Genomic DNA, 21796 nt, shown 5'->3' with positions numbered 1-21796 from the left:
ATGATTGCCCATATTCCCTAATTAGCGTTAATTCATGGATTCACACGTACGCCGCATCATCCTCAATGCCACCAGCGCCGATGATCTGTTCGAAGGCGGTTCAATTCAAAGTCTGTGGAGTGGTTACGGTAGTATCGACCGCTACGGCCTGATCGGTTCGAAACTGAACACCGTGGTGGTCAAACACGTACGGTTACCGGATCAGAGCAGACACCCGCGTGGCTGGAATACCGATCGATCCCACCAACGCAAACTGCACTCCTATCAGGTAGAAACCGCCTGGTACGAACATTGGGCCGCACGCTGTGATGATCACTGCCGTATCCCCCATTGTCTGGCCCTGGAACATCACGACGATGAAGTGTTGATGGTGCTGGAAGATCTGGACGGCAGCGGTTACCCGGCCCGCAAGGGCAGCGTTACCGAGGCCGAAATGATCCGCTGCCTGAGCTGGCTTGCCCACTTCCATGCCACCTTCATGGACGAGAAACCGGAAGGGCTGTGGGACATAGGCACCTATTGGCACCTGGACACCCGCCCCGATGAACTGGCCACCATGGAGGAGGGTGAACTAAAGCAAGCTGCAGAGGTTCTGGACCGGACCCTGAACGAGGCCCCCTTCCAAACCTTTGTGCATGGCGATGCCAAGCTGGCCAATTTCTGTTTCTCGCCGGACGGAACCCAGGTCGCGGCAGTGGACTTTCAATACGTGGGCAGCGGTTGTGGCATGAAAGATGTAGCCTATTTCATCGGTAGCTGCCTTAACGAACACGAATGCGAACACAGGGAGGAATCCCTGCTCAACGCCTACTTCGCTGTCCTGAAACAGGCCCTGGCTCTGCACCATCCCCGGATCGATGCTGCGGCTGTGGAAGCGGTCTGGCGGCCCTTGTATAGCGTGGCCTGGACCGATTTCTATCGTTTCCTCAAAGGCTGGAGTCCCGGCCACTGGAAAATTCACAGTTACAGCGAACGCCTCGCCCATGAGGTGGTGAGCCAATTACAGGACACCCCATGCTCTTCAGCAATGATCAACTCTACGAACTGAGCCAACTGGCCTTCAGCGCAGCCCATGCCGCAGGTCATATCATCAAAACCCACCGACAAACCGAGATCCAGGTTCACCACAAAGAGACTGGCACCAGCACCGCTGGTCAGGTGGTCACTGAAGTGGACCACAAGGCTCAAGCCGCTATTTTGGAGATACTAGAACCCAGCTGTGCTGAATATGATCTCGCTTTGCTCACGGAGGAATCCCCCGATGACGGTCAACGCCAGAAAAAACCCGCTTTCTGGTGTATCGATCCCCTGGACGGCACGCTGGCCTTCATCAACAACACTCCCGGCTTTTCCGTCTCTATTGCCCTGGTGGCTCGGAATGGCGACCCGCTGATCGGTGTGGCGTATGACCCGGTGGAGCAAGCCCTGTTTCATGCCATCCGTGGCCAGGGGGCATACAAAAATGGACACCCCATACAGATCCCTGACCTGGACCCGAAACAGCCCCTAATCCTGAGTATCGACTTCAGTTTTCAGTCACATCCCTGGCTGGAACATACCCGGACTGGTTTACATGACATCGCCCGGCAACTGGGCTTGAACGGCTCCGATATTCAGTTTCGCACTGGTGGTGTAATGAATGCCTGCGGCATCCTCGAAGACCCCAATATCTGCTACTTTAAATACCCCCGCAGCGACAATAGCGGTGGCAGTTTATGGGACTATGCTGCTACCGCCTGCCTGTTCCATGAGGCTGGGGCCGTGGCCTCCGACATATACGGCCGACCCATGGATCTCAACCGACCGGATTCCACCTTCATGAACCATCGCGGGCTGTTGTATGCGGGTAACCATGCTCTGGCCGACCACATCATTGCGCTACACCACAGTGTGCTGTTACATCGCAAGGCCGGCAGACTTTCAGAAAATGCTCAGACAAACTTCCAGTAAACGGTGCTAAGTGTTACCAAATAACACATCATCACGCACTAATGAGTTATGCTTATTGAGTGGCGGAGAGGCAGGGATTCGAACCCTGGGTGGGCTACAAACCCACGCCGGTTTTCAAGACCGGTGCATTCAACCGCTCTGCCACCTCTCCAAGAGCGCGCTAGGATACCTGAAATCGACTTGAAAATGCCAGTCGAAACTCTATTTTCATCGTGTTGATCTTTGGCTGGATAGATGTATCCTTGCGGAACCGAAACGGATATCCAGTGTCTTATATACAACCTATTGATTTGCTGGCATTTACCCAGGAGGCAAAGCCGACATGAACCAGATTGATTTCACCTCTACCCGTACCCAGGAATCGGTACTGGCGAGTAATAAGGTGCTGAAGAACACCTATATGCTGCTCTCTGCCACACTGGCATTCAGCGCAGTCATGGCCGGCATCTCGATGTTCATCGCGATGCCGCCGATGACCTACATGGTCTCTGTCATCGTCGCCATGGTGCTCGGCATCTTCGTGCTGCCCCGTACCGCCAACTCCTCCGCCGGTATCGGCGTAATCTTTGTGATCACCGGTCTGATGGGTTTTGGACTGGGCGCCATCCTCTCCATCTACGCCGCACTGCCAAAAGGCCCTGAAATCATCACCACCGCTTTCGGCGGCACCGGCGTGATCTTCCTCGGTCTCTCCGGCTATGCACTGACCACCCGCAAGAACTTCAGCTTCATGGGGGGCTTCCTGTTTGCCGGCATGATGGTTGTGGTGATCGCAATGCTGGCCAATATCTTCCTCGCGATGCCTGCCCTCTCGCTGGCGCTCTCTGCCGGTATCATCCTGCTGATGAGCGGTTTCATCCTGTTCGACACCAGCCGCATCATCCACGGCGGTGAGACCAACTACATCATGGCCACCTATGGCATCTACATCAGCATCTTCAACATCTTCATTAGCCTGCTGCATCTGCTCGGCGTGATGAGTGATGACTGATCAGACCCTTGTCTGACGGCAAACCCCGGCCTGATGCCGGGGTTTTTTTATATCTGCTGAGGAGAAAGATCGATGGACTGGATGAAGATTCTGGCCGCCGCTGCAATGGTGATGATGCTGTTTGCGATGTGGCCCGCCTACAAACACTGGAGCCAGAACGGCCCCAAGGCAGAGAAAGGCGACTGGATGGCGGTGCTGCTGCCGATCGGTGCCGTGATTGGCTTTGTGATCCTGCTGATGGCGATAGTCTGAAGCCTAGCGGCCCCGCCAGTGCCGGGACCGCTTTCCCCTGATCAGATTACCTCGATGCCGCCCATGTAGGGACGTAACGCCTCGGGTACCCTGACCCTGCCTTCCGCATCCTGATAGTTCTCCATCACCGCCACCAGGGTACGACCGACCGCCAGGCCGGAGCCGTTTACAGTGTGTACTAGTTCCGGCTTGCCAGTTTCGGGATTGCGCCAGCGCGCCTGCAGCCGGCGTGCCTGAAAATCCACGAAATTGGAGCAGGAGGAGATCTCCCGATATTTGCCCTGCCCCGGCAGCCAAACTTCCAGATCGTAGGTCTTGGTGGCGGAGAAACCGATATCCCCGGTACAGAGGGTCACTACCCGGTAGGGCAGCTCCAGCTTCTGCAGGATCGCCTCGGCATGCGAGGTGAGCTGCTCCAGCGCATCGAAGGAATCTTCGGCCCGGACTATCTGCACCAGCTCTACCTTCTCAAACTGATGCTGGCGGATCATGCCACGGGTGTCCTTGCCGTAGGAGCCCGCCTCGGAGCGGAAACAAGGCGTGTGGGCCACATAGCGGCGTGGCATCTCGTCGGCGTCGATGATTACATCACGCACCAGGTTGGTGAGCGGCACCTCGGCGGTGGGGATCAGATAGTACTCATGCTCGCCCTGCAGCTTAAACAGCTCCTCTTCGAACTTGGGCAGCTGACCGGTGCCACGCAGGCTGTCGCTATTGACCAGATAGGGCACATAGGCCTCGGTGTAGCCGTGCTGGATGTGGGTATCGAGCATCAGTTGGATCAGCGCCCGGTGCATGCGCGCCAGCGGGCCTGACATCACGGTGAAGCGCGAGCCGGTCAGCTTGGCCGCCGCCTCTGCATCCAGCAGCCCGTTTTCGATGCCTAGATCCACATGATCTTTTGCTTCGAAGTCGAACTGTGGCGGCTCACCCCAGCGACGCTCCTCTCGATTATCCTCCTCATCTTTGCCATCGGGCACCGACTCATGGGGGATATTGGGGATGCCGAGGGTGATCGCGCCCAGCTCAGCCTGGACCTGGTTCAGCGCCTCCTGGGTCTGCTTCAGCCGGTCTCCCAGTGACGCCACCTCGGCCAGTAGCGGCTGGATATCCTCGCCTGCCGCCTTCGCCTTGCCGATCGACTTGGAGTGGCTGTTGCGCTGATTCTGCAGCTCCTGGGCTGCAACCTGCAGCGACTTACGCTGCGCCTCCAGCGTAGTGATCTTATCCGTGTCGAGTTGAAAGCCGCGTCGCGCCAGTTGCGCCGCGACACTCTCCAGATCGTTTCTTAACAGACGAGGGTCCAGCATCGTTTATTCACCCATATTCAAACTTGCGGGCCAGCTCACCACATGGCCCGGTTCCACAATCTTGTTGAGATCCTCGAGGATCCCCTCCACCTTGTCCGTGCGGTCAAAGAACTCCACCACCAGCGGCAGATCCAATGAGACATCGATCAGTGATGAAGTATGCATGCGCCCCGAGGCACCGATACCAGCGATACCACGAAACGCAGTGATACCGCGCACCTTCTCCTCCGCATGCAGAAAGTGCATCAGCCGCTGCATCTGGTGATCACCCTCGGTGAGGTAGACCCGCACCATGGTAACGCTCTCTTGTTTCATAACTGTCTTCCTAGGGTCAATCCCAGCCAGCAGGCTGCGAGACAGGCGATAACGCTGATCAGCACATTCAACATCGCCTTCAGATAGTCCGCCTGCTCCAGCAGATTGAGGGTCTCGATGGAGAAGGTGGAGAAGGTGGTAAAGGCGCCGAGCAGACCGACCAGTAGCGCCGCACGCAGCTCCGGCCCGACACTAGCACGCTCCAGCAGGTAGACGTAGAGAAAGCCCATCAACAGCGAGCCGATGAGATTCACCGCCAGGGTGCCGAAGGGAAAAGCCCGGCCAAGCAGCCCATAAACCCCGCTGGAGACCCAGAACCGGAACAGCGCTCCTACTGCGCCTCCGGCTGCGATGGCGATCATCTGCATCAGAATTCCGAGTCTCTAGAATGATAAACCGCCGCATTCTACACCCATCGCAGCGGGCCGTGAAACGCGGCAGGATGCAGTGAAATCGCTGCAGCCCACAACGATTGAAATAGCCTGCTGTGAATGATAACGGGGCCTTCGTTGGCCAGCTTCGAACAGGCAGGTTGTAGCCCGCCTTCAGACGGACAGGTCAGGCTGAACGGCAGAACGACAGACAGACGCCCCATCCTCTTTCGATCCACTTGTCACTCAACCAGCGCCCTGCTCCCGGTCGAGTCGCTTGAGGAATTCGAGCTTCTCACCAATCTTGATCTCCATGCCGCGATCGACTGGACGGTAGAAGCAGCTTCCTTCCAGCCTCTCCGGAAAGTAGTTTTCAGCGGCGGCGTAGGCGTGGGGTTCATCGTGGGCATAGCGGTAGGCCTTGCCGTAATCGAGTTCCTTCATCAGTTTGGTGGGGGCGTTACGCAGATGCAGCGGTACCTCCAGAGAGCCTGACTTCTTCGCCACCGACAGGGCCTGCTTCCAGGCCATGTAGACCGCATTGCTCTTGGGGGCACAAGCCAGGTAGACCACCGCCTGGGCGATCACCAGCTCCCCCTCCGGGCTGCCGAGGCGCTCCTGGGCCTGCCAGGCGTTGAGCGCGATCTCCAGCGCGCGCGGGTCGGCGTTACCTATATCCTCCGAGGCCATGCGCACCACCCGCCGGGCGATGTAGAGTGGATCGCAGCCACCGTCGATCATTCGCGCCAGCCAGTAGAGGGCCGCATCGGGGGCCGAGCCGCGCACCGATTTGTGTAGTGCCGAGATCTGATCGTAGAAGGCCTCACCACCCTTGTCGAAGCGACGCAGGGTGCCGCTGGCCACTTCGCCGATCAGCTCGACGCCGATCTCCCCTTGCTCTGCCAGATCGGCGGCAATCTCCAGCAGGTTGAGAGCACGCCGCGCATCGCCATCCGCCGCCTCGGCCAGCAATCTACGTGCTTCAGGAGTGATGCCGAGGCCGCTCCCGCCGAGCCCCCGCTCACTATCCTGCAGCGCCTGCTCGATGATCTGTTCGAGCTCCTCTCCCGCTAACGCCCTCAGCACATAGGTGCGGGCGCGGGAGAGCAACGCGTTGTTGAGCTCGAAGGAGGGGTTCTCGGTGGTGGCACCGATGAACACTAGGGTGCCATCCTCCACATGCGGCAGAAAGGCATCCTGCTGGGACTTGTTGAAGCGGTGCACCTCGTCGATGAAGAGCAGCGTCGGGCGGCTCTCCTGCTGTCGTGCGAGCCTTGCCTGCTCCACCGCGGCACGGATCTCCTTGACCCCGGAAAGCACTGCCGAGAGGCTGAGAAACTGCACCCCGGAGTGACGTGCGATGAGCCGCGCCAGGGTGGTCTTGCCGGTGCCCGGCGGACCCCAGAAGATCATCGAGTGGAGGTGGTCGGACTCGATTGCCCGCTGCAGCGGCTTGCCTGTGCCGACGATATGTTGCTGGCCGCTGAATTCCGCCAGAGAACGCGGCCGCATCCGGTCCGCCAGCGGCCGGCCGGCGATCGCCCCGGCCTGAAACAGATCCGCTGACTGGCTCATAGGTCGCCGATCATGTCGATCCCATCCGGTGGATCAAAGACAAACAACTCATGTTCCAGGGCGGGGTTACGCCGCAGATTGGAGAAACGGAAGCGGGTGATCTGACCAAAGCTGTCGATCATTTCCATCTGCACCAGCTGGTTCTGTTTCAGCCCCAGTTTGACCTGATCGATCTCCACATCCTTCTGTTTCGGCTTCAGGCTAAGCCAGTCGATGCCGTCTTTTTGGCCCAGCTCCGTGATGGCAAAGTGCCGCTCGATCGGCCCGGTATCGCTGAGCAGCTGCGCCGGCGTGCCCTTCAGCGCCGCCTGCTGATCCCGGTGGGAGACCTGCTCCAACTCCCTGTCGTGCAGCCAGATGCGGTTGCCGTCAGCAATGATCAGCTGGTGGCTTGGCGCGTCATACTGCCAGCGGAAGCGCCCGGGACGCTGCAGATAGAGGATGCCACTGGTGATATAGATCTGGTCGCTATCGGGCTGGCGCAGAGTCTGTACGAACTCCGCTTGCAGGGTAATCAGATTGGACAGAAACTGCCGCAGCTGTTTCACGCCGGTAGCGCCATCGGCTTCTGTTGCCAATGAAGGCTGAGCGAATCCACTCAGCAGGAGCATCAGCAGCAGGCTAAAAAATCGGGTCATCTCAATCCTCCACGGGTGGCGGCGCGATCACTTCGCGACTGCCGTTGGTCTCGGCTGGGCTGATGATACCGATGCGCTCCATCTCTTCGATCATTCGCGCCGCCCGGTTATAGCCGATCTTCAGGCGCCGTTGCACCCCGGAGATGGAGGCGCGGCGGGTCTCGGTGACGATCTTCACCGCCTCGTCGAAGAGTGGATCAGAACTCTCGACATCGCCATTACCCTCAGCCGGGAAGCCAGGTACCGATTCGGTCGGCTCCTGCAGGATCTCCTCCAAATATTCGGGGGCACCGTTCGCCTTCAGATGATCGACCACCCGATGCACCTCATTGTCATCCACAAACGCGCCATGCATGCGCTGCGGAATGTTGCTGCCGGGGCCCATATAGAGCATGTCACCATAACCCAGTAAATGTTCCGCCCCCATCTGGTCGAGGATGGTGCGCGAATCGATCCGTGAGGAGACCTGAAACGCTACCCGGGTCGGGATGTTGGCCTTGATCAGGCCGGTGATCACGTCCACCGAGGGGCGCTGGGTGGCCAGCACCAGGTGGATGCCGGAGGCCCGCGCCTTCTGCGCCAGCCGTGCGATCAGCTCCTCGACCTTCTTGCGTGCCACCATCATCATGTCGGCCAACTCGTCGATAATGACCACGATGTAGGGCAAGGGTTCCAGGGTCGGGTGGGCCATCGCCTCGATCACTGCGTCAGACTTGGGCTGGAACAGCGGATCTTTGAGCGGCTCACCCTTCTTGATCGCCTCGCTGGCCTTGCGGTTGAAGCCGGTGATATTGCGCACCCCAAGCGCCGCCATCAGCCGGTAGCGCCGCTCCATCTCACCGACACACCAGCGCAGCGCATTGCCCGCCTCCTGCATGTCGGTGACCACCGGGGTCAGCAGATGGGGGATGCCCTCGTAGACCGACAGCTCGAGCATCTTCGGATCGACCATAATCATGCGTACTTCGCTCGGCTTGGCCTTGTAGAGCAGGCTCAGGATCATCGCGTTGATCGCCACCGATTTGCCCGAGCCGGTGGTGCCGGCGATCAGGGCATGGGGCATCTTGCCCAGATCGGCCACCATCGGATGGCCGGCGATATCCTTGCCCAGCGCCAGGGTCAGCTTCGACTTGCTCTTCTCGTAGACCTCGGAGCGCAGCACCTCGCTGAGGAAGACTGTCTCGCGGTTTTCGTTAGGAATCTCCAGACCGACTACCGACTTGCCGGGGATCACCTCCACCACCCGCACCGAGATCAGTGAGAGGGCGCGGGCCAGATCTTTCGACAGCCCGGTGATTTTGCTCGCCTTGGTGCCCGGCGCCAGTTGCAGCTCGAACAGGGTGACCACCGGTCCTGGATGGACCGCCACCACCTCCGCCTCGACACTGAAATCGCGAAGCTTCAGCTCCACCTGGCGCGATAGCAGCTGCAGCGCCTCCTTGGAGTAACCTTGCTCTGAGTGCTTGGCCGGCTCGAGCAGCGACAACGGCGGCAGTTCGCTGTTCGGGTCTACATCGAACAGCGGCACCTGCCGCTCCTTCTCAGCCCGCGCACTGATCTTCACGGATTTGATCACCGGCTCGATCTTCGGCAGCTTGCGTTTCTCAGTCCGCTTCTTCTCCTTTTTAACGCTCTTTGACCGCTCCTTGCGCAGCCGCTTGGCCGCACGCCGCTCACGCCAACCCGACAGACTGCTGAGAATACGCTGCAGCCCATCGAGTACCAGTGCGCCGATCCACTCCATTACCGTCAGCCAGGAGAGACCGGTGAAGAGGGTAAAACCGCTGAGAAACAGTGCCAGCAGCAACAGACTGCTGCCGGAGCGGCTGAATACCGCCTCGAAATAGTGGCCGAGAGAATTGCCCAGCACCCCGCCGGTTCCGGAGGGCAACCACTGCCCCAGATGGGCGGCATGGAGTTGTGTCAGGGCACTACCCGCCGCCAGGGTGATCAGAAAGCCAATCCAACGGAACGCCAGTAGGTTGAGATTGGGTTTGGCGTCCAGATCCCGTTTGCGGAAAATCCAGACCGCACTCCAGGCGAGCATCAGCGGAAACAGATAGGCAAAGAAACCAAATAGATAGAAGAAGACATCAGCAAACCAGGCCCCCACCGGGCCACCGGAGTTTTTCACCTGATTTGAGGGGCCAATATAAGACCAGCCGGGATCGCTCGAATCGTAGCTTCCCAGAGAGAGCAGCAGATAGCCGCTCAGGCAGATCAGCCCCCACAGAGCCGCCTCACGAAGCGCCCGATGCATATGTTCAGAGAAGGCCGAACGATCACTCGCCCCCTGTGGCTTTGCCTGCACGATTCCCCCAATTAACCAGGATAATTATGATTTTATACGACTTTTTTAGTTTGTTTTCTAAGATACTGATCGCGCAACACAGGATAGATTAGTTCACCGCCACTCAGATTGAGTGCCTCGCCAAGAACCGGATCGTCACGCCATTGGCCGCTTGCTAGACGCTGCAGGTAGGGGATCATCGCCGCTGAGAGGGCCTGGGAGGCGCTCTTCGGCACTGCCCCCGGCATGTTGGCGACACCAAAGTGGGTCACCCCCTCCTCTACATAGGTCGGTTCCTCATAGGTGGTGGGACGAATCGTCTCGATACAGCCGCCCTGGTCCACCGAGATATCGACCACTACGCTACCCGGCTGCATCTGCCCCACCAGCTCCCGCGAGACCAAGTGTGGTGTCTGTGCGCCCGGGATCAACACCGCTCCGATCAACAGATCGGCCGTCGCAACCGCTTCGGCCAGGCTCTCCTGATAAGGATAGAGTGCGGTGACATTCGCTCCCAGCTCACGCATCGCCTCCATCCGCGTGCGCTGGGTGTCGAAGATGGTGACTTCTGCCCCCAGTGCCGCCGCCATACGGGCGGCGTTGCCACCGGCCTGTCCGGCACCGAGGATCACCACCCGGCCTCGCTGCGCCGCCGGCAGGCCGCCGAGCAGCAGCCCTTTGCCTCCTTCTGGTCGCCACAACAGATGGCTGCCCGCCTGCACCGCGATGCGGCCGGCGATGTCACTCATCGGTGCCAGAATCGGCAAACCACCACCATCGGCGAGGGTTTCGAAAGCAATAGCGGTCACCCCAGTGGCCAGCAAGCTGTGGGTCAGCGCTTCATTGGCTGCAAGATGGAGGAAACAGAACAGGGTCTGATCTGCACGCAACATCTGCGGTTCGGGGCCATAGGGCTCCTTGACCTTGATCACCAGTTCCGCCCAGTCGTAGATCGCTACTGCATCGGGCAGGATCCCGACCCCAAGCTTGGTATAGGCGCTGTCAGGATAGCCGCTCGCCTCCCCTGCCCCCTGCTGCACGCGGACCTGGTGGCCGGCCGCGATCAAGTCGGCACAGGCCTCCGGAATTAGACCAACTCGGCCTTCAAGTGGCTTTATTTCTGTAGGTATTGCAATGCGCATGGTAATTCAATACTAACTTGAACTTGCGAACATAACCCGCGCAAGTGAAACAGATTTTTGAGGCCAATTCACAGATAACTTGTGAGTATTTTTCTCATGCACGATCCTTTACCCACCGCAGATCATTACGTAACATCCATCAATTATCTTCGTCGGGTTGAAACGCCGCACTTTGTCCCATGCTGATGAGAGCAAATCCTTGGGCGGCTCACGATCCATTCCGATACCCCGGCAATGTCCGGGTCAAAATCTGGAGTAAGTATACATGAGCGAAACCAAGCATTGTCGCCTGTTGATTCTGGGATCTGGCCCTGCGGGTTATACGGCCGCAGTCTATGCCGCCCGCGCCAATCTGCAGCCGGTACTGGTAACCGGCATGGAACAGGGTGGCCAGCTGATGACTACCACTGAGGTCGACAACTGGCCCGGCGATCATGCCGGCGTGCAGGGTCCGGATCTGATGGATCGCATGCGCCAGCATGCGGAGCGATTCGACACCGAGATCATCTTCGATCACATCAACAAGGCCGACCTAAGCAAGCGCCCCTTCGAACTGACTGGTGATCAGGCCACCTACACCTGTGACGCCCTGATCATCTCTACCGGCGCCTCAGCCCGTTACCTAGGTCTGGAGTCGGAACAAGCATTTCGCGGCCGCGGCGTCTCCGCCTGCGCCACCTGCGACGGCTTCTTCTACAAAAATCAGAAGGTGGCGGTAATCGGCGGTGGTAATACCGCGGTGGAAGAGGCGCTCTACCTCTCCAACATCGCCTCTGAAGTGGTGGTGGTGCACCGGCGCGAGCAGTTCCGCTCCGAGAAGATCCTCTCCGATCAACTACGCAAGAAGGCGGAAGATGGCAATGTCACCCTCGAGCTGAATGCTGTTCTCGATGAGGTACTGGGCGATCAGACCGGCGTTACCGGCATGCGCATTAAGAACGTAAAGGATGGCAGCACCAAGGATATCGACCTGCAGGGTGTCTTCATCGCCATCGGCCACAGCCCCAACACCACCCTATTCGATGGCCAGCTTGATATGACCAATGGCTACCTCAAGGTCGAAGGCGGCATGGAGGGCAATGCCACCCAGTGCAGTATTTCCGGCGTGTTTGCTGCTGGGGACGTGCAGGATCATGTCTATCGCCAGGCAATCACCTCTGCCGGCACCGGCTGTATGGCGGCGCTCGATGCCGAGCGCTTCCTGGATGCGTTGGAGGCCGAAAAGGGCTGATCGAAAGCAGATAACAAAGGCTGTATAACCTGCTGTAATTACGGCCTTTGTTATCGTTCAGTAGTGATTTGACTCAGGACGTATGCGCAGAGCAACAGCTGCTGAAAGCGGTTCACTCCCTTGAACTGCACACCATGCACAAACTGACTACCCTGCCCCTCCAACTCAAACTCTCGCAGGTTTTTTATCTCGCCCATGATCTGCATGCTGTCCGAACCATTGCAGACATCGATATTTAGCTGGATCTGGATCATATCCCCTATCGATCCAATAGGTTTCTTGGTAATCAAACGCGCCCCACTATTGCTAAGATCGGCAATCTTTGCGGCTAGATGGTTCTCTGGCGTGTCAGCCACATTGGTGTTGCGGACCTTGGTATCCAAGGTCGTCGAAACTCTTGGCGCATTGCGCACCACGGCACTTGCCACATCTTCCGGATAGGCGAGATGCAGATGCGGATAGGGCCGTGCCGCTGCGTGCATAACCCGTGAGACGAAGCCAAAGACATTGCTGCCCTGAAGCACACGGACGGTAAAATTCTGCCCCTCCCGAACCAGGATCGCCTTTCCCTGTTTTCTAGGGGTAGTGATAACCAAAGATTCATTGGGAAGATAACCAATCAGCTTCACCCCATATCGGTCGGGGATATCACTAGGTGGTGCATGCTGAAGCTGCAGCGTATCGCCAATCTGCAGGGTTCTGATAATGTCAGACAAGGGTTCTCTCCAAGCACCAGATTGAGGGCCTTTTTCTCTGTTGTTGGGCCCGATAGTCAAGGGGAAACAGGGTCTTTACGGCAGCAGATGATGCGAATTTTTCCCTACATACACAAGAGAAAATTTCACTGCTGAGTTACTGTTGCATTGAGATCTGAGCGCTCAACTACTACTGATGATCTTTAAGCTGGATAACAATTCTTACGCACCTTTCCCCGATGTCTCGCTGGCAGAGACAGAACCGGATGGTCTGCTCGCGCTGGGCGGGGATCTCTCCCCCGAACGTCTGATGAACGCCTATCGAAGCGGTATATTTCCCTGGTATGGTCCAGACGACCCGATCCTCTGGTGGTCCCCCGACCCGCGTATGGTGCTCTACCCGGAGAAGCTGAAGATCTCTCGCAGCCTGCGCAAGCGGCTCGCCAGAAAAGAGTTCCAGATCAGCTTCGACCGACAGTTTGAGGCGGTCATCCGCGCCTGTGCTGAACCCCGCACCACATCGCCCGGTACCTGGCTGGCCGAGGAGATGATTCAGGCCTATATCGAGTGTCACCGGCGGGCACTGGCCCACTCCGTAGAAGTATGGCAGGGAGAGATGCTGGTCGGTGGACTCTATGGTATCGCCATCGGTGCGGTCTTCTTCGGAGAGTCGATGTTCAGCCGGGTCTCCGATGCATCCAAGTGCGCCCTGGTGGGGCTTACCCAGCAGCTGACAGCCTGGGGGTTCGAGTTGATCGATTGCCAGGTCTACACTTCCCATCTGGCCTCACTGGGGGCGGAGACGATCCCCCGCAAGCGCTTCAGTCAAGCACTGGATCAGGGCTGCATACTGCCTGACCGAGCGGAAAGTTGGGCTAATGTTCCCATGTTCTTTCCGCGGACTCAGCTATGATAGACGATCCAACATTCCCCTCTAACCCGGCACTGGCACTCTATCTGAGTCAGCCCCATGACTGCTCCTATCTGCCGGGTCGGCAAACCCGCACGCTTTTTTTGGACCCGGCAGCGCAGATCGATCAGCCGATCTATCAGGCTCTTATCGATCGGGGGTACCGGCGCAGCGGCCGCTTTCTCTATCAGCCAGCCTGCCCCGACTGCTCTGCCTGCATCTCGCTGCGGCTTCCGGTCAGGGACTTTCAGCCAACCCGCAGCCAGCGCCGCTGCTGGAAACGCAATGCAGGACGGTTTTGTATCACTGCCCGCCCGCCACAGCTGGAGAGTGAGCAGTTCGTCCTCTACCAAAAGTATCTCGCGCAGCGGCATCCAGGCAGCAGTATGGACTACAGCAATCCGGATCAATATATCGAGTTTCTCCACAGCGAGTGGGGTGAGACCCGCTTTTACGAGTTTCGTCTTGGTGACCAGCTTGCCGCTGTGGTCGTCACTGATCATCTGCCTGACGGACTCTCCTCCGTCTACACTTTCTTCGACCCTGATCTGCAGGCGGACGGTATCGGCATCTTCGCCCTGCTCTGGCAGATCGAGCATGCTCGCCAACTGGGGTTGAAGTGGGTCTATCCCGGCTTTTGGATCAGAGATTGCCGAAAGATGCGCTACAAATCGGAGTTTCGCCCCCTGGAGGCCTGGTCTGGCCAGGGCTGGGTTCGCTTCGCACCTGGTGAGCCCTTACTGGCAGATTAACCCACTGCCGTTCAATCTCCTATGAATGGGCCCTTTTCTGCTGCAGATGCTGTGGTACAATCCCCGGCTTCAACAAACCGGCGACTTCAGCAGATACGCTGTAGTCAGGTCAGACCGGGATAATTTTCAGGTAGCAGAATGGCGAAAGAAGACTTTATCGAGATGGAAGGCACGGTGACCGAGACCCTGCCCAACACAATGTTCCGCGTCGAGCTGGAGAATGGCCATGTGGTCACCGCTCATATCTCGGGCAAGATGCGCAAACACTATATCCGCATCCTCACCGGCGACAAGGTTACCGTTCAGCTAACCCCTTACGACCTGAGCAAAGGCCGCATCACCTACCGCGCCCGCTAAGCCGCTCCCGCCTCAGGTGGAGCACTGGAATCAGTGCACCGCCTCCTCCAGCACTTTGAGACTCAGCTCTCCATCGACTAGCTCGATGGTGACTGTGCCGCCTGTGGCGAGGGAACCAAACAGAAGCTCCTCTGCTAGTGGTTTTTTGATCTCATCCTGGATCAACCGCGCCATCGGCCGTGCGCCCATCTTCTCATCGTAACCACGCTCTGCTAGCCAGGCGCGTGCCTCGACGTCGACCTGCAGCGCCACCCCTTTCTCTTGTAGCTGCCCCTCCAGCTCGAAGATGAACTTGTCGACCACCTTGACAATATGCTCTGGCAACAGTGCTGAAAACTGAATGATGCTGTCGAGACGGTTGCGGAACTCCGGCGTGAACTGCTTCTTGATCGCCTCCAAACCGTCACTGGAGTGATCCTGTCGAGTGAAGCCGATCGACCGCCGGCTCATATCCGAGGCACCCGCGTTGGTGGTCAGCACGATCACCACGTTGCGGAAGTCAGCTTTGCGGCCATTGTTGTCGGTCAGGGTACCGTGGTCCATCACCTGCAACAGCAGGTTGAAGATATCTGGGTGTGCCTTTTCGATCTCATCCAGCAGTAGTACCGAGTGGGGGTGTTTATTGATCTCTTCAGTGAGCAGCCCACCCTGATCAAAACCGACATAGCCGGGAGGTGCGCCAATCAGACGCGAGACCGCATGCCGTTCCATATACTCCGACATGTCAAAACGAATCAGTTCCATGCCCATGATGCGCGCCAGCTGGCGTGTCACCTCGGTCTTGCCGACGCCGGTGGGGCCAGCAAACAAGAATGAACCCACCGGACGCCCCTCCCGCAGGAGCCCGGAGCGGTTCATGCGGATTGCGGCGGTCAGCGCCTCGATTGCGTCATCCTGGCCATAGACTACCATCTGCAGATCCCGCGAGAGATTGCGCAGCGCTTCAGTATCGCTGGCAGAGACCTTTTTAGGAGGGATCCGCGCAATCTTGGCGACGATCGCTTCAATCTCATCCACACCGATCAACTTCTTGCGCTCCTCAGGCGGTTGCAGATGCACATTGGCCCCCGCCTCGTCGATCACATCAATCGCTTTGTCCGGCAGGTGTCGATCGTTGATGTATTTTTCTGAGAGCGTCGCGGCGCTCTGCAGGGCCCCCTGCGTGTATTCGATCTCGTGGTGCTCCTCGAAACGGGACTTCAGCCCCTTGAGGATCTCCACTGTCTCCTCCACTGAGGGTTCTTCCACATCGATCTTCTGGAAGCGTCGTGCCAGGGCCCGATCTTTTTCAAAGATGCCGCGAAACTCCTGATAGGTGGTTGAGCCGATGCAGCGCAGCTCACCCGAGGCAAGCACAGGCTTGATCAGGTTAGAGGCATCCATCACCCCCCCGGAGGCAGAACCGGCGCCGATGATGGTATGGATCTCGTCAATAAAGAGAATCGAATCGGGCTGCTTGCGAAACTCCGCCAGCACTGCCTTGAGCCGCTTCTCGAAATCGCCGCGATATTTGGTGCCCGCCACCAGACTGCCAAGATCGAGTGCATAGATCGTCGCATCAGCCAGTACCTCCGGCACCTGCTCCTCGACGATCATCTTCGCCAGCCCCTCGGCAATCGCCGTCTTGCCGACACCGGCTTCGCCCACCAGCAGCGGATTGTTTTTGCGCCGTCGGCAGAGGATCTGGATGGTACGTTCGATCTCTGCCCGCCGCCCGATCAGCGGATCGATCTTGCCCGCTTCTGCCAGCTTGTTGAGATTGGTGGCATAAGTTTCCAGAGCGCTCGGCTGAGAATCAGCCTGTGGCTGCTCTGTAAGGTCGAGTGAGTCGTCATGCTCCTCTTCATCCTGCTTGGAGAGGCCGTGAGAGATATAGTTGATGACGTCGAGACGGGTAATGTCCTGCTGATCGAGGAAGAACAGGGCCTGGGAGTCCTGCTCGCTGAAGAGGGCAACCAGCACATTGGCGCCACTGACCTCTTTTTTGCCCGAGGACTGAACGTGGAATACGGCCCGCTGCAGCACCCGTTGGAAGCCGAGGGTAGGCTGGGTATCACGCTCCTCTCCCTCAGGGATCAGCGGCGTTGAACCGTCCACAAAGGCGCTGATCTCTTCGCGCAGTTGCTCCAGATCCGCATCACAGGCCCGCAGAACCTCACAAGCCGCAGGATTCTCCAGCAACGCCAGCAGCAGGTGATCTACGGTTATAAATTCATGCCGTTTCTCTTTTGCACGAATAAATGCCTGATTTAACGTAAATTCGAGTTCTTTACTTAACATCTTTTGGCCTTGATCTGGTGGCTGCTATATCTGCTCCATGGTGCAGAGCAGTGGATGCTGGTTGCTACGGGCGTAGTCGTTGACCTGTGTTATCTTGGTCTCGGCCACATCCCGAGTGAAGACACCGCAAACTCCTACCCCACGGGTATGCACATGCAGCATCACCCGAGTGGCTTTCTCCCGATCCATCTTGAAGAACGACTCTAATACCTGTACCACGAACTCCATTGGCGTGTAGTCGTCATTCAGCAGTATCACCCGGAACAGCGCTGGCTGCTTGAGCTTTGGTTTGCTTTCTTCAACAGCCAAACCGTCATCAGATTGATTTTGTTTTCTCTCAGTCATAACAGTGATTCTAGCAGGGCCCGGTGGGCAAAAAACATTACCTCTCACCGGTTTTAACATAGCGCTAACCGAATCTGAAAGCGGAGTGCAATTTTGTCCAAAAGTGTGCCGGAATAGCCCAGATGGTAATAAGTTGACCAGTAATTTCACAACACTATACTTAACCTCACGGTGGTCGATAAACTCTCCGTCAGAGAGAGTGGCTATCGGAGATTGATGTACCAGGTTGTAACCCGAGCCGTCAGACGCTTCCCGGCTTTCATGTCGGAGCTTGCAAACAACAAATAACTGTCTGATTTCCGGGAAAAATGTGAGGAGTTTTGATATGTCCACTGGAGTCGTTAAATGGTTTAACAACGCAAAAGGATATGGTTTTGTAACCCCAGACGATGGTGATGTGGATATTTTTGTCCACTTTTCATCCATTACGATGGAGGGATACAAAACGCTTAAGGAAGGCCAGAAGGTCGAATTTGAGATCAATCAGGGACCAAAAGGTCTGCACGCTGTCAATATCCAGCACGTATCTCAATAGACTAGCACCTCCAAACCGAGCCAAATAGAGACCCGATGGAATGCTCACTTCCATCGGGTCTCTTCATGCCTGGCATTCAGATCGCAACGATGACCGCCCCAATCATTCTGGTTCGTCATCCCCTTGACGCCACTACCCCCGCTATCACCTTTGATCGCTAACTTGCGGTAAGATTAGCGCCTTCACTCTGACGTACTGCTCTGCCTCCAATGCTCATCCTCTTCAACAAGCCCTATGGCGTTCTGAGCCAGTTTACCGATCAGGATTCACGCGCCACCTTGGCGGACTTCATCCCGGTCAAGGGTGTCTACGCCGCTGGTCGACTCGACCGGGACAGCGAGGGACTGTTGGTGCTGACCGATGATGGAAAGCTGCAGCACCAACTGGCCAATCCCCGTAAAAAACAGTGGAAACGTTATCTGGTGCAGGTTGAGGGAATTCCTGAGGAAGAGCCGCTGGAACAACTGCGCAGAGGCGTTGAGCTGAAAGATGGCCCGACCCTGCCGGCAGAGGCGCGCCGTATCGACCCGCCTCCACTCTGGGATCGCGACCCGCCAGTGCGTTACCGCGCCGCCATTCCAACCTGTTGGCTCGAAATCAGAATTCGCGAGGGGCGTAACCGTCAGGTACGCCGCATGACGGCTGCAGTCGGGCACCCGACCCTGCGGCTGGTGCGTACCGAGGTTGGTCCGTGGCGCTTGGGGAACCTTCAACCCGGCCAGTGGCGCAAACTGGGTCAGCCCCAACGCAAACCCAATCTCACTTCACGATGAATCATCCACGAGAGAAGATTATCGTCGGCATGTCTGGCGGGGTGGACTCCTCGGTGGCGGCCCTGCTGTTGCTCGAGCAGGGTTACCAGGTCGAAGGACTGTTCATGAAAAACTGGGAAGAGGATGACACCAAAGAGTACTGCTCAGCTGCGACTGACCTTGCCGATGCCAGCTCGGTTGCCGATCAACTGGGCATCCCGCTCCACAGTGTCAACTTCTCCGCCGACTACTGGGAGCGGGTGTTCGCCTACTTCCTGGACGAATACCGCGCCGGTCGCACCCCCAACCCCGACGTGCTCTGTAACCGTGAGATCAAGTTCAAGGCGTTCCTTGACTATGCGCTGAGCACCCTCGGTGCCAGCCGCATCGCCACCGGCCACTACGCCAGACTCATCGAGTCAAATGGTGAATATCAACTGCAGCGCGCAGTAGATGAGAACAAGGATCAAACCTATTTCCTCTACATGCTGGGCCAACCACAGCTCAGCCGCAGCTATTTTCCGCTCGGTTCGCTGGCCAAGACACAGGTACGCGAACTAGCTGAAAAGGCAGGATTTTCCAACCATAAGAAGAAGGACAGCACCGGCATCTGCTTCATTGGCGAACGCAAGTTTCGCGACTTTCTCAGCCGCTACCTGCCGGCCAACCCGGGAGCAATCCAAACTCCAGAGGGTGAGACCATTGGCCAACACAGCGGACTGATGTACTACACCTTGGGACAACGGCAGGGCTTAGGGATCGGTGGCATCAAAGGCACAGCTGAAGCACCCTGGTTTGTGGTCGCCAAGGATCTGCAGCGCAATCTGTTAATCGTTGCTCAGGGACATCAGCACCCGCTGCTGATGAGCCGATCCCTGGTCGCCGGACAACTACACTGGATTGGTGCGAGGACACCACAGCTACCGCTCAGCTGCAAGGCCCGCATTCGCCATCGCCAACCACTTCAGAGCTGCTGGATTGAAGCCCAGGGAAAGGATGGTTGCCGGGTCCACTTCGACACTCCACAGCGGGCCGTCACTCCAGGCCAATCGATCGTCTTCTACAGCGGCCCGAACTGTCTTGGCGGCGCCATTATCGAATCAAGTGAAAGGTAATCCTCTGCAATGAAATACAGTGATCAGGATCTCTGTCTAGCACTGGCCGGCGTATTCCAGGCAGCCAGTCTGGTACAGAAGATCGCCCGCCACGGGCTGGCCGACTCCGATTCGCTCGAGAGCAGCATCTACAGCTTGTTCCAGACTAACCCTGTCGATGTGCCGTCGGTGTTTCACAACCGTGGCGGGGTGGCACTGGGGCTGCGCCAACTGCACCGCCAGCTGCAGGGTGGCGGGAAGCGTGACGCTGAGATTACCGGCTACATTATCGGTATCATTCAGCTAGAGCGCCGTCTGGCCAAGCAGCCTGAGCGACTTCAGCAGATCGCCTCCAGCATTGCTGAGATCGAGGGGCGTCTCGAGCACTTCCCGCTGATCCACTCCAACATTATTGCCGCAATAGCAGAGATCTATGCGCAGAATGTCAGCACCCAAAAGCCGCGTATCATGGTAAGTGGAGAGCCGGTCTACCTGCAGAATCCAGATAATGCCAACCGAATCCGAGCGCTGCTGCTGGCGGGCATCCGGGCTGCCATGCTCTGGCGGCAACTGGGTGGCCGACGCCTCCATCTGATCTGGAGACGCCGCAACTATGTCGATGCCGCCCATCAGCTGCTCGACTCGATTGCCCCTTAGCCGTTCCAGGATCGACAGCACCATGGAACTGCAGCCAGCAGCAACCGCTGGCATTTGAGCCGACAAAAACAATCCTTTGTGCAGATCCAACGCTCCCAACCTCCTCAGGAAAACCAGGAATATCCGATGAAGATCAAACCGGCCTCCACTCTGTTACCGCTAGTCACCCTGCTCGTCGCCTGTTCGCAGGAGGGGGCCGCCCAAGCCGGCGCACCTGTGCAGGAACGTTCCATGGATGCCCCAAGTCAATTGAGCACGGAGCAGCAATCCAAGGGCTCCCCCTCCCTGACCAAGCAGACCAAGGCAATCGGTGAGTCAGCCTGGCAAACCACCAAGGAGTACAGTCAAAAAGTCTATGATGCAGCCGTCGATAGTGGTAGTGAGATCTACGAATCGGCCAAACAAGGCGCATCCGATATTGGGGACTCCATTGCCGACAAGAGCAGAGATGTTTATGAATCAACCAAAGAGAAAGCAGCAGAAGTTGGCCGATCGATCGGTGACAGCGCTTCAGAACAGTATGAGTCGGCCAAGAAAAAGGGGAGTGATGCCATGCAGGAGTTGATGGTTCGTTAATCCCCTCCCCTCCATCTCGGTTATAATCAGCTCTCACGTTGTACCCCGCATAAGAGATTTTTTCATGCAAGCAGACTACTCCCCAGCCCCTGATCTTCTGAAAGAGAGAGTTATTGCAGTCACTGGCGCGGGGAGTGGCTTTGGACAAGCTGCCGCCAAAGCCTATGCCGCCCATGGTGCCACTGTCATCCTACTGGGCCGAACTTTAAGCAAACTGGAAGAGACCTATGATGCCATCGAGGCCGCTGGCGGAGCGCAACCGGCAATCTTCCCCATCAACCTGGAGAGCCTGACCGAACAGGAGTATTACGCTCTCAGCGAGACCATCTATAAGGAGTTCAATCGTCTCGACGGCCTGCTGCACTGCGCCGCACAACTGGCATTGCTTAGCCGCATCGATGATTATGATCTGGAGACATGGAACAAGGTAATGCAGGTCAATCTGACGGCCCCATTCATGCTGACCCAGGTCTGTCTGCCACTACTGAAACGGGCGGATGACGCCTCGATTATCTTCACATCCGATCAAGTCGGGCGCAAAGGCAAAGCCTACTGGGGCGCCTACGGGGTTTCGAAGTTTGGAGTCGAAGGATTGATGCAGATACTCGCCGAAGAAACCGAGGACAGCCCGCTACGAGTCAACTCGATTGCGCCAGGAGCAGCCCGGACCGCTCTCCGCGCTTGGGCCTATCCCGGCGAAGATCCACAGGAGCGGCCGCTCCCCGAGGCCTTCATGCGCCCCTTTCTCTACCTAATGGGGCCAGACAGCGCTGGTGTC

The 21796-nt window shown here is 57.6% G+C and carries 24 protein-coding genes and 1 tRNA gene; 14 read left to right on the top strand and 11 right to left on the bottom strand.

Annotated elements, in window-relative coordinates; all coding sequences use genetic code 11:
- Window positions 1-34: 34 nt before the first annotated feature.
- Both RIFP1SYM_RS02430 and RIFP1SYM_RS02425 read left to right on the top strand, forming a co-directional pair.
- Entirely contained in the window at window positions 35-1048 is a 1014-nt protein-coding gene (locus tag RIFP1SYM_RS02430) for a phosphotransferase (RefSeq protein WP_005959054.1), read from the top strand.
- Window positions 1015-1950 carry a 3'(2'),5'-bisphosphate nucleotidase CysQ family protein gene (locus RIFP1SYM_RS02425; RefSeq protein ID WP_005959053.1) on the top strand — a complete coding sequence of 312 codons (936 nt, stop codon included), beginning with the start codon at window positions 1015-1017 and terminating at the stop codon, window positions 1948-1950. The genes RIFP1SYM_RS02430 and RIFP1SYM_RS02425 overlap by 34 nt, the downstream gene beginning before the upstream one ends.
- A 60-nt stretch (window positions 1951-2010) precedes the next feature.
- On the opposite strand, the gene RIFP1SYM_RS02420 is transcribed toward RIFP1SYM_RS02425, so the two are convergent.
- Window positions 2011-2101, bottom strand: a tRNA-Ser gene (locus RIFP1SYM_RS02420).
- Between the two features lie 171 nt (window positions 2102-2272).
- On the opposite strand from RIFP1SYM_RS02420, the gene RIFP1SYM_RS02415 reads away from it, so the two are divergent.
- Together RIFP1SYM_RS02415 and RIFP1SYM_RS02410 are read left to right on the top strand one after the other, a co-directional pair.
- Window positions 2273-2941, top strand: coding sequence for a Bax inhibitor-1/YccA family protein (locus RIFP1SYM_RS02415; protein ID WP_005959052.1), 669 nt, complete (start codon window positions 2273-2275; stop codon window positions 2939-2941).
- Window positions 2942-3013: 72 nt separating this feature from the next.
- On the top strand, window positions 3014-3193 hold the full coding sequence (locus RIFP1SYM_RS02410) for a hypothetical protein (protein ID WP_005959051.1): 180 nt from the start codon (window positions 3014-3016) through the stop codon (window positions 3191-3193).
- A 41-nt stretch (window positions 3194-3234) separates the two neighbouring features.
- On the opposite strand, the gene serS is transcribed toward RIFP1SYM_RS02410, so the two are convergent.
- From serS to ald, 7 genes are all read right to left on the bottom strand, one after another.
- Entirely contained in the window at window positions 3235-4503 is a 1269-nt protein-coding gene (serS, locus tag RIFP1SYM_RS02405; protein ID WP_005959050.1) for a serine--tRNA ligase, read from the bottom strand.
- 3 nt (window positions 4504-4506) lie between these two features.
- Window positions 4507-4818: a DUF190 domain-containing protein gene (locus tag RIFP1SYM_RS02400; protein WP_005959049.1), complete on the bottom strand. Its 312-nt coding sequence runs from the start codon at window positions 4816-4818 to the stop codon at window positions 4507-4509.
- On the bottom strand, window positions 4815-5186 hold the full coding sequence (gene crcB, locus RIFP1SYM_RS02395; RefSeq protein ID WP_005959048.1) for a fluoride efflux transporter CrcB: 372 nt from the start codon (window positions 5184-5186) through the stop codon (window positions 4815-4817). The genes RIFP1SYM_RS02400 and crcB overlap by 4 nt, the downstream gene beginning before the upstream one ends.
- A 249-nt stretch (window positions 5187-5435) precedes the next feature.
- Window positions 5436-6764, bottom strand: a complete 1329-nt coding sequence (locus RIFP1SYM_RS02390) for a replication-associated recombination protein A (RefSeq protein ID WP_005959047.1) — start codon at window positions 6762-6764, stop codon at window positions 5436-5438.
- On the bottom strand, window positions 6761-7402 hold the full coding sequence (lolA, locus tag RIFP1SYM_RS02385; protein WP_005959046.1) for an outer membrane lipoprotein periplasmic chaperone LolA: 642 nt from the start codon (window positions 7400-7402) through the stop codon (window positions 6761-6763). Before lolA ends, RIFP1SYM_RS02390 begins: the two co-directional genes overlap by 4 nt.
- Window position 7403: 1 nt before the next feature.
- Complete coding sequence (locus RIFP1SYM_RS02380) at window positions 7404-9662, bottom strand: DNA translocase FtsK (protein WP_240991621.1); 2259 nt, start codon at window positions 9660-9662, stop codon at window positions 7404-7406.
- 83 nt (window positions 9663-9745) lie between these two features.
- Entirely contained in the window at window positions 9746-10834 is a 1089-nt protein-coding gene (ald, locus tag RIFP1SYM_RS02375) for an alanine dehydrogenase (protein ID WP_005959044.1), read from the bottom strand.
- Window positions 10835-11099: 265 nt separating this feature from the next.
- Here ald and trxB point away from each other — a divergent pair, with 265 nt between their 5' ends.
- Window positions 11100-12065 (top strand): thioredoxin-disulfide reductase, encoded by a 966-nt coding sequence (trxB, locus tag RIFP1SYM_RS02370; protein WP_005959043.1) that lies wholly within the window; start codon window positions 11100-11102, stop codon window positions 12063-12065.
- 50 nt (window positions 12066-12115) lie between these two features.
- On the opposite strand, the gene RIFP1SYM_RS16245 is transcribed toward trxB, so the two are convergent.
- Window positions 12116-12781 carry a flagellar brake protein gene (locus RIFP1SYM_RS16245; RefSeq protein ID WP_010087871.1) on the bottom strand — a complete coding sequence of 222 codons (666 nt, stop codon included), beginning with the start codon at window positions 12779-12781 and terminating at the stop codon, window positions 12116-12118.
- Between the two features lie 175 nt (window positions 12782-12956).
- On the opposite strand from RIFP1SYM_RS16245, the gene aat reads away from it, so the two are divergent.
- From aat to infA, 3 genes are all read left to right on the top strand, one after another.
- Window positions 12957-13673, top strand: a complete 717-nt coding sequence (aat, locus tag RIFP1SYM_RS02360; RefSeq protein ID WP_005959041.1) for a leucyl/phenylalanyl-tRNA--protein transferase — start codon at window positions 12957-12959, stop codon at window positions 13671-13673.
- Window positions 13670-14422 (top strand): arginyltransferase, encoded by a 753-nt coding sequence (locus RIFP1SYM_RS02355; protein ID WP_005959040.1) that lies wholly within the window; start codon window positions 13670-13672, stop codon window positions 14420-14422. Before aat ends, RIFP1SYM_RS02355 begins: the two co-directional genes overlap by 4 nt.
- 138 nt (window positions 14423-14560) lie before the next feature.
- Window positions 14561-14779 (top strand): translation initiation factor IF-1, encoded by a 219-nt coding sequence (gene infA, locus RIFP1SYM_RS02350; RefSeq protein WP_005959039.1) that lies wholly within the window; start codon window positions 14561-14563, stop codon window positions 14777-14779.
- 30 nt (window positions 14780-14809) lie between these two features.
- On the opposite strand, the gene clpA is transcribed toward infA, so the two are convergent.
- Both clpA and clpS read right to left on the bottom strand, forming a co-directional pair.
- Complete coding sequence (clpA, locus tag RIFP1SYM_RS02345; RefSeq protein ID WP_005959038.1) at window positions 14810-17059, bottom strand: ATP-dependent Clp protease ATP-binding subunit ClpA; 2250 nt, start codon at window positions 17057-17059, stop codon at window positions 14810-14812.
- 24 nt (window positions 17060-17083) lie between these two features.
- A complete protein-coding gene (gene clpS, locus RIFP1SYM_RS02340) occupies window positions 17084-17404 on the bottom strand; it encodes an ATP-dependent Clp protease adapter ClpS (protein WP_006474402.1) in 321 nt (106 codons plus the stop codon).
- A gap of 325 nt (window positions 17405-17729) precedes the next feature.
- On the opposite strand from clpS, the gene RIFP1SYM_RS02335 reads away from it, so the two are divergent.
- The 6 genes from RIFP1SYM_RS02335 to RIFP1SYM_RS02310 all read left to right on the top strand — a co-directional run.
- Window positions 17730-17939, top strand: a complete 210-nt coding sequence (locus RIFP1SYM_RS02335; RefSeq protein ID WP_006474401.1) for a cold-shock protein — start codon at window positions 17730-17732, stop codon at window positions 17937-17939.
- Window positions 17940-18148: 209 nt separating this feature from the next.
- Entirely contained in the window at window positions 18149-18712 is a 564-nt protein-coding gene (locus tag RIFP1SYM_RS02330; protein WP_005959036.1) for a pseudouridine synthase, read from the top strand.
- Window positions 18709-19806 carry a tRNA 2-thiouridine(34) synthase MnmA gene (mnmA, locus tag RIFP1SYM_RS02325; protein ID WP_006474398.1) on the top strand — a complete coding sequence of 366 codons (1098 nt, stop codon included), beginning with the start codon at window positions 18709-18711 and terminating at the stop codon, window positions 19804-19806. The genes RIFP1SYM_RS02330 and mnmA overlap by 4 nt, the downstream gene beginning before the upstream one ends.
- Before the next feature lie 9 nt (window positions 19807-19815).
- Window positions 19816-20442, top strand: coding sequence for a high frequency lysogenization protein HflD (gene hflD / locus RIFP1SYM_RS02320; protein ID WP_005959034.1), 627 nt, complete (start codon window positions 19816-19818; stop codon window positions 20440-20442).
- Window positions 20443-20568: 126 nt separating this feature from the next.
- Window positions 20569-21018: a hypothetical protein gene (locus tag RIFP1SYM_RS02315; RefSeq protein ID WP_006474397.1), complete on the top strand. Its 450-nt coding sequence runs from the start codon at window positions 20569-20571 to the stop codon at window positions 21016-21018.
- A 64-nt stretch (window positions 21019-21082) separates the two neighbouring features.
- Window positions 21083-21796 (top strand): YciK family oxidoreductase (locus tag RIFP1SYM_RS02310; RefSeq protein WP_039959605.1); only part of this gene is annotated, 714 nt, incomplete at its 3' end.

Source organism: endosymbiont of Riftia pachyptila (vent Ph05) (genome assembly GCF_000224455.1).
Classification (GTDB): Bacteria; Pseudomonadota; Gammaproteobacteria; order Chromatiales; family Chromatiaceae; genus Endoriftia; species Endoriftia persephonae.
This window is presented reverse-complemented; position numbering and strand designations above follow the sequence as displayed.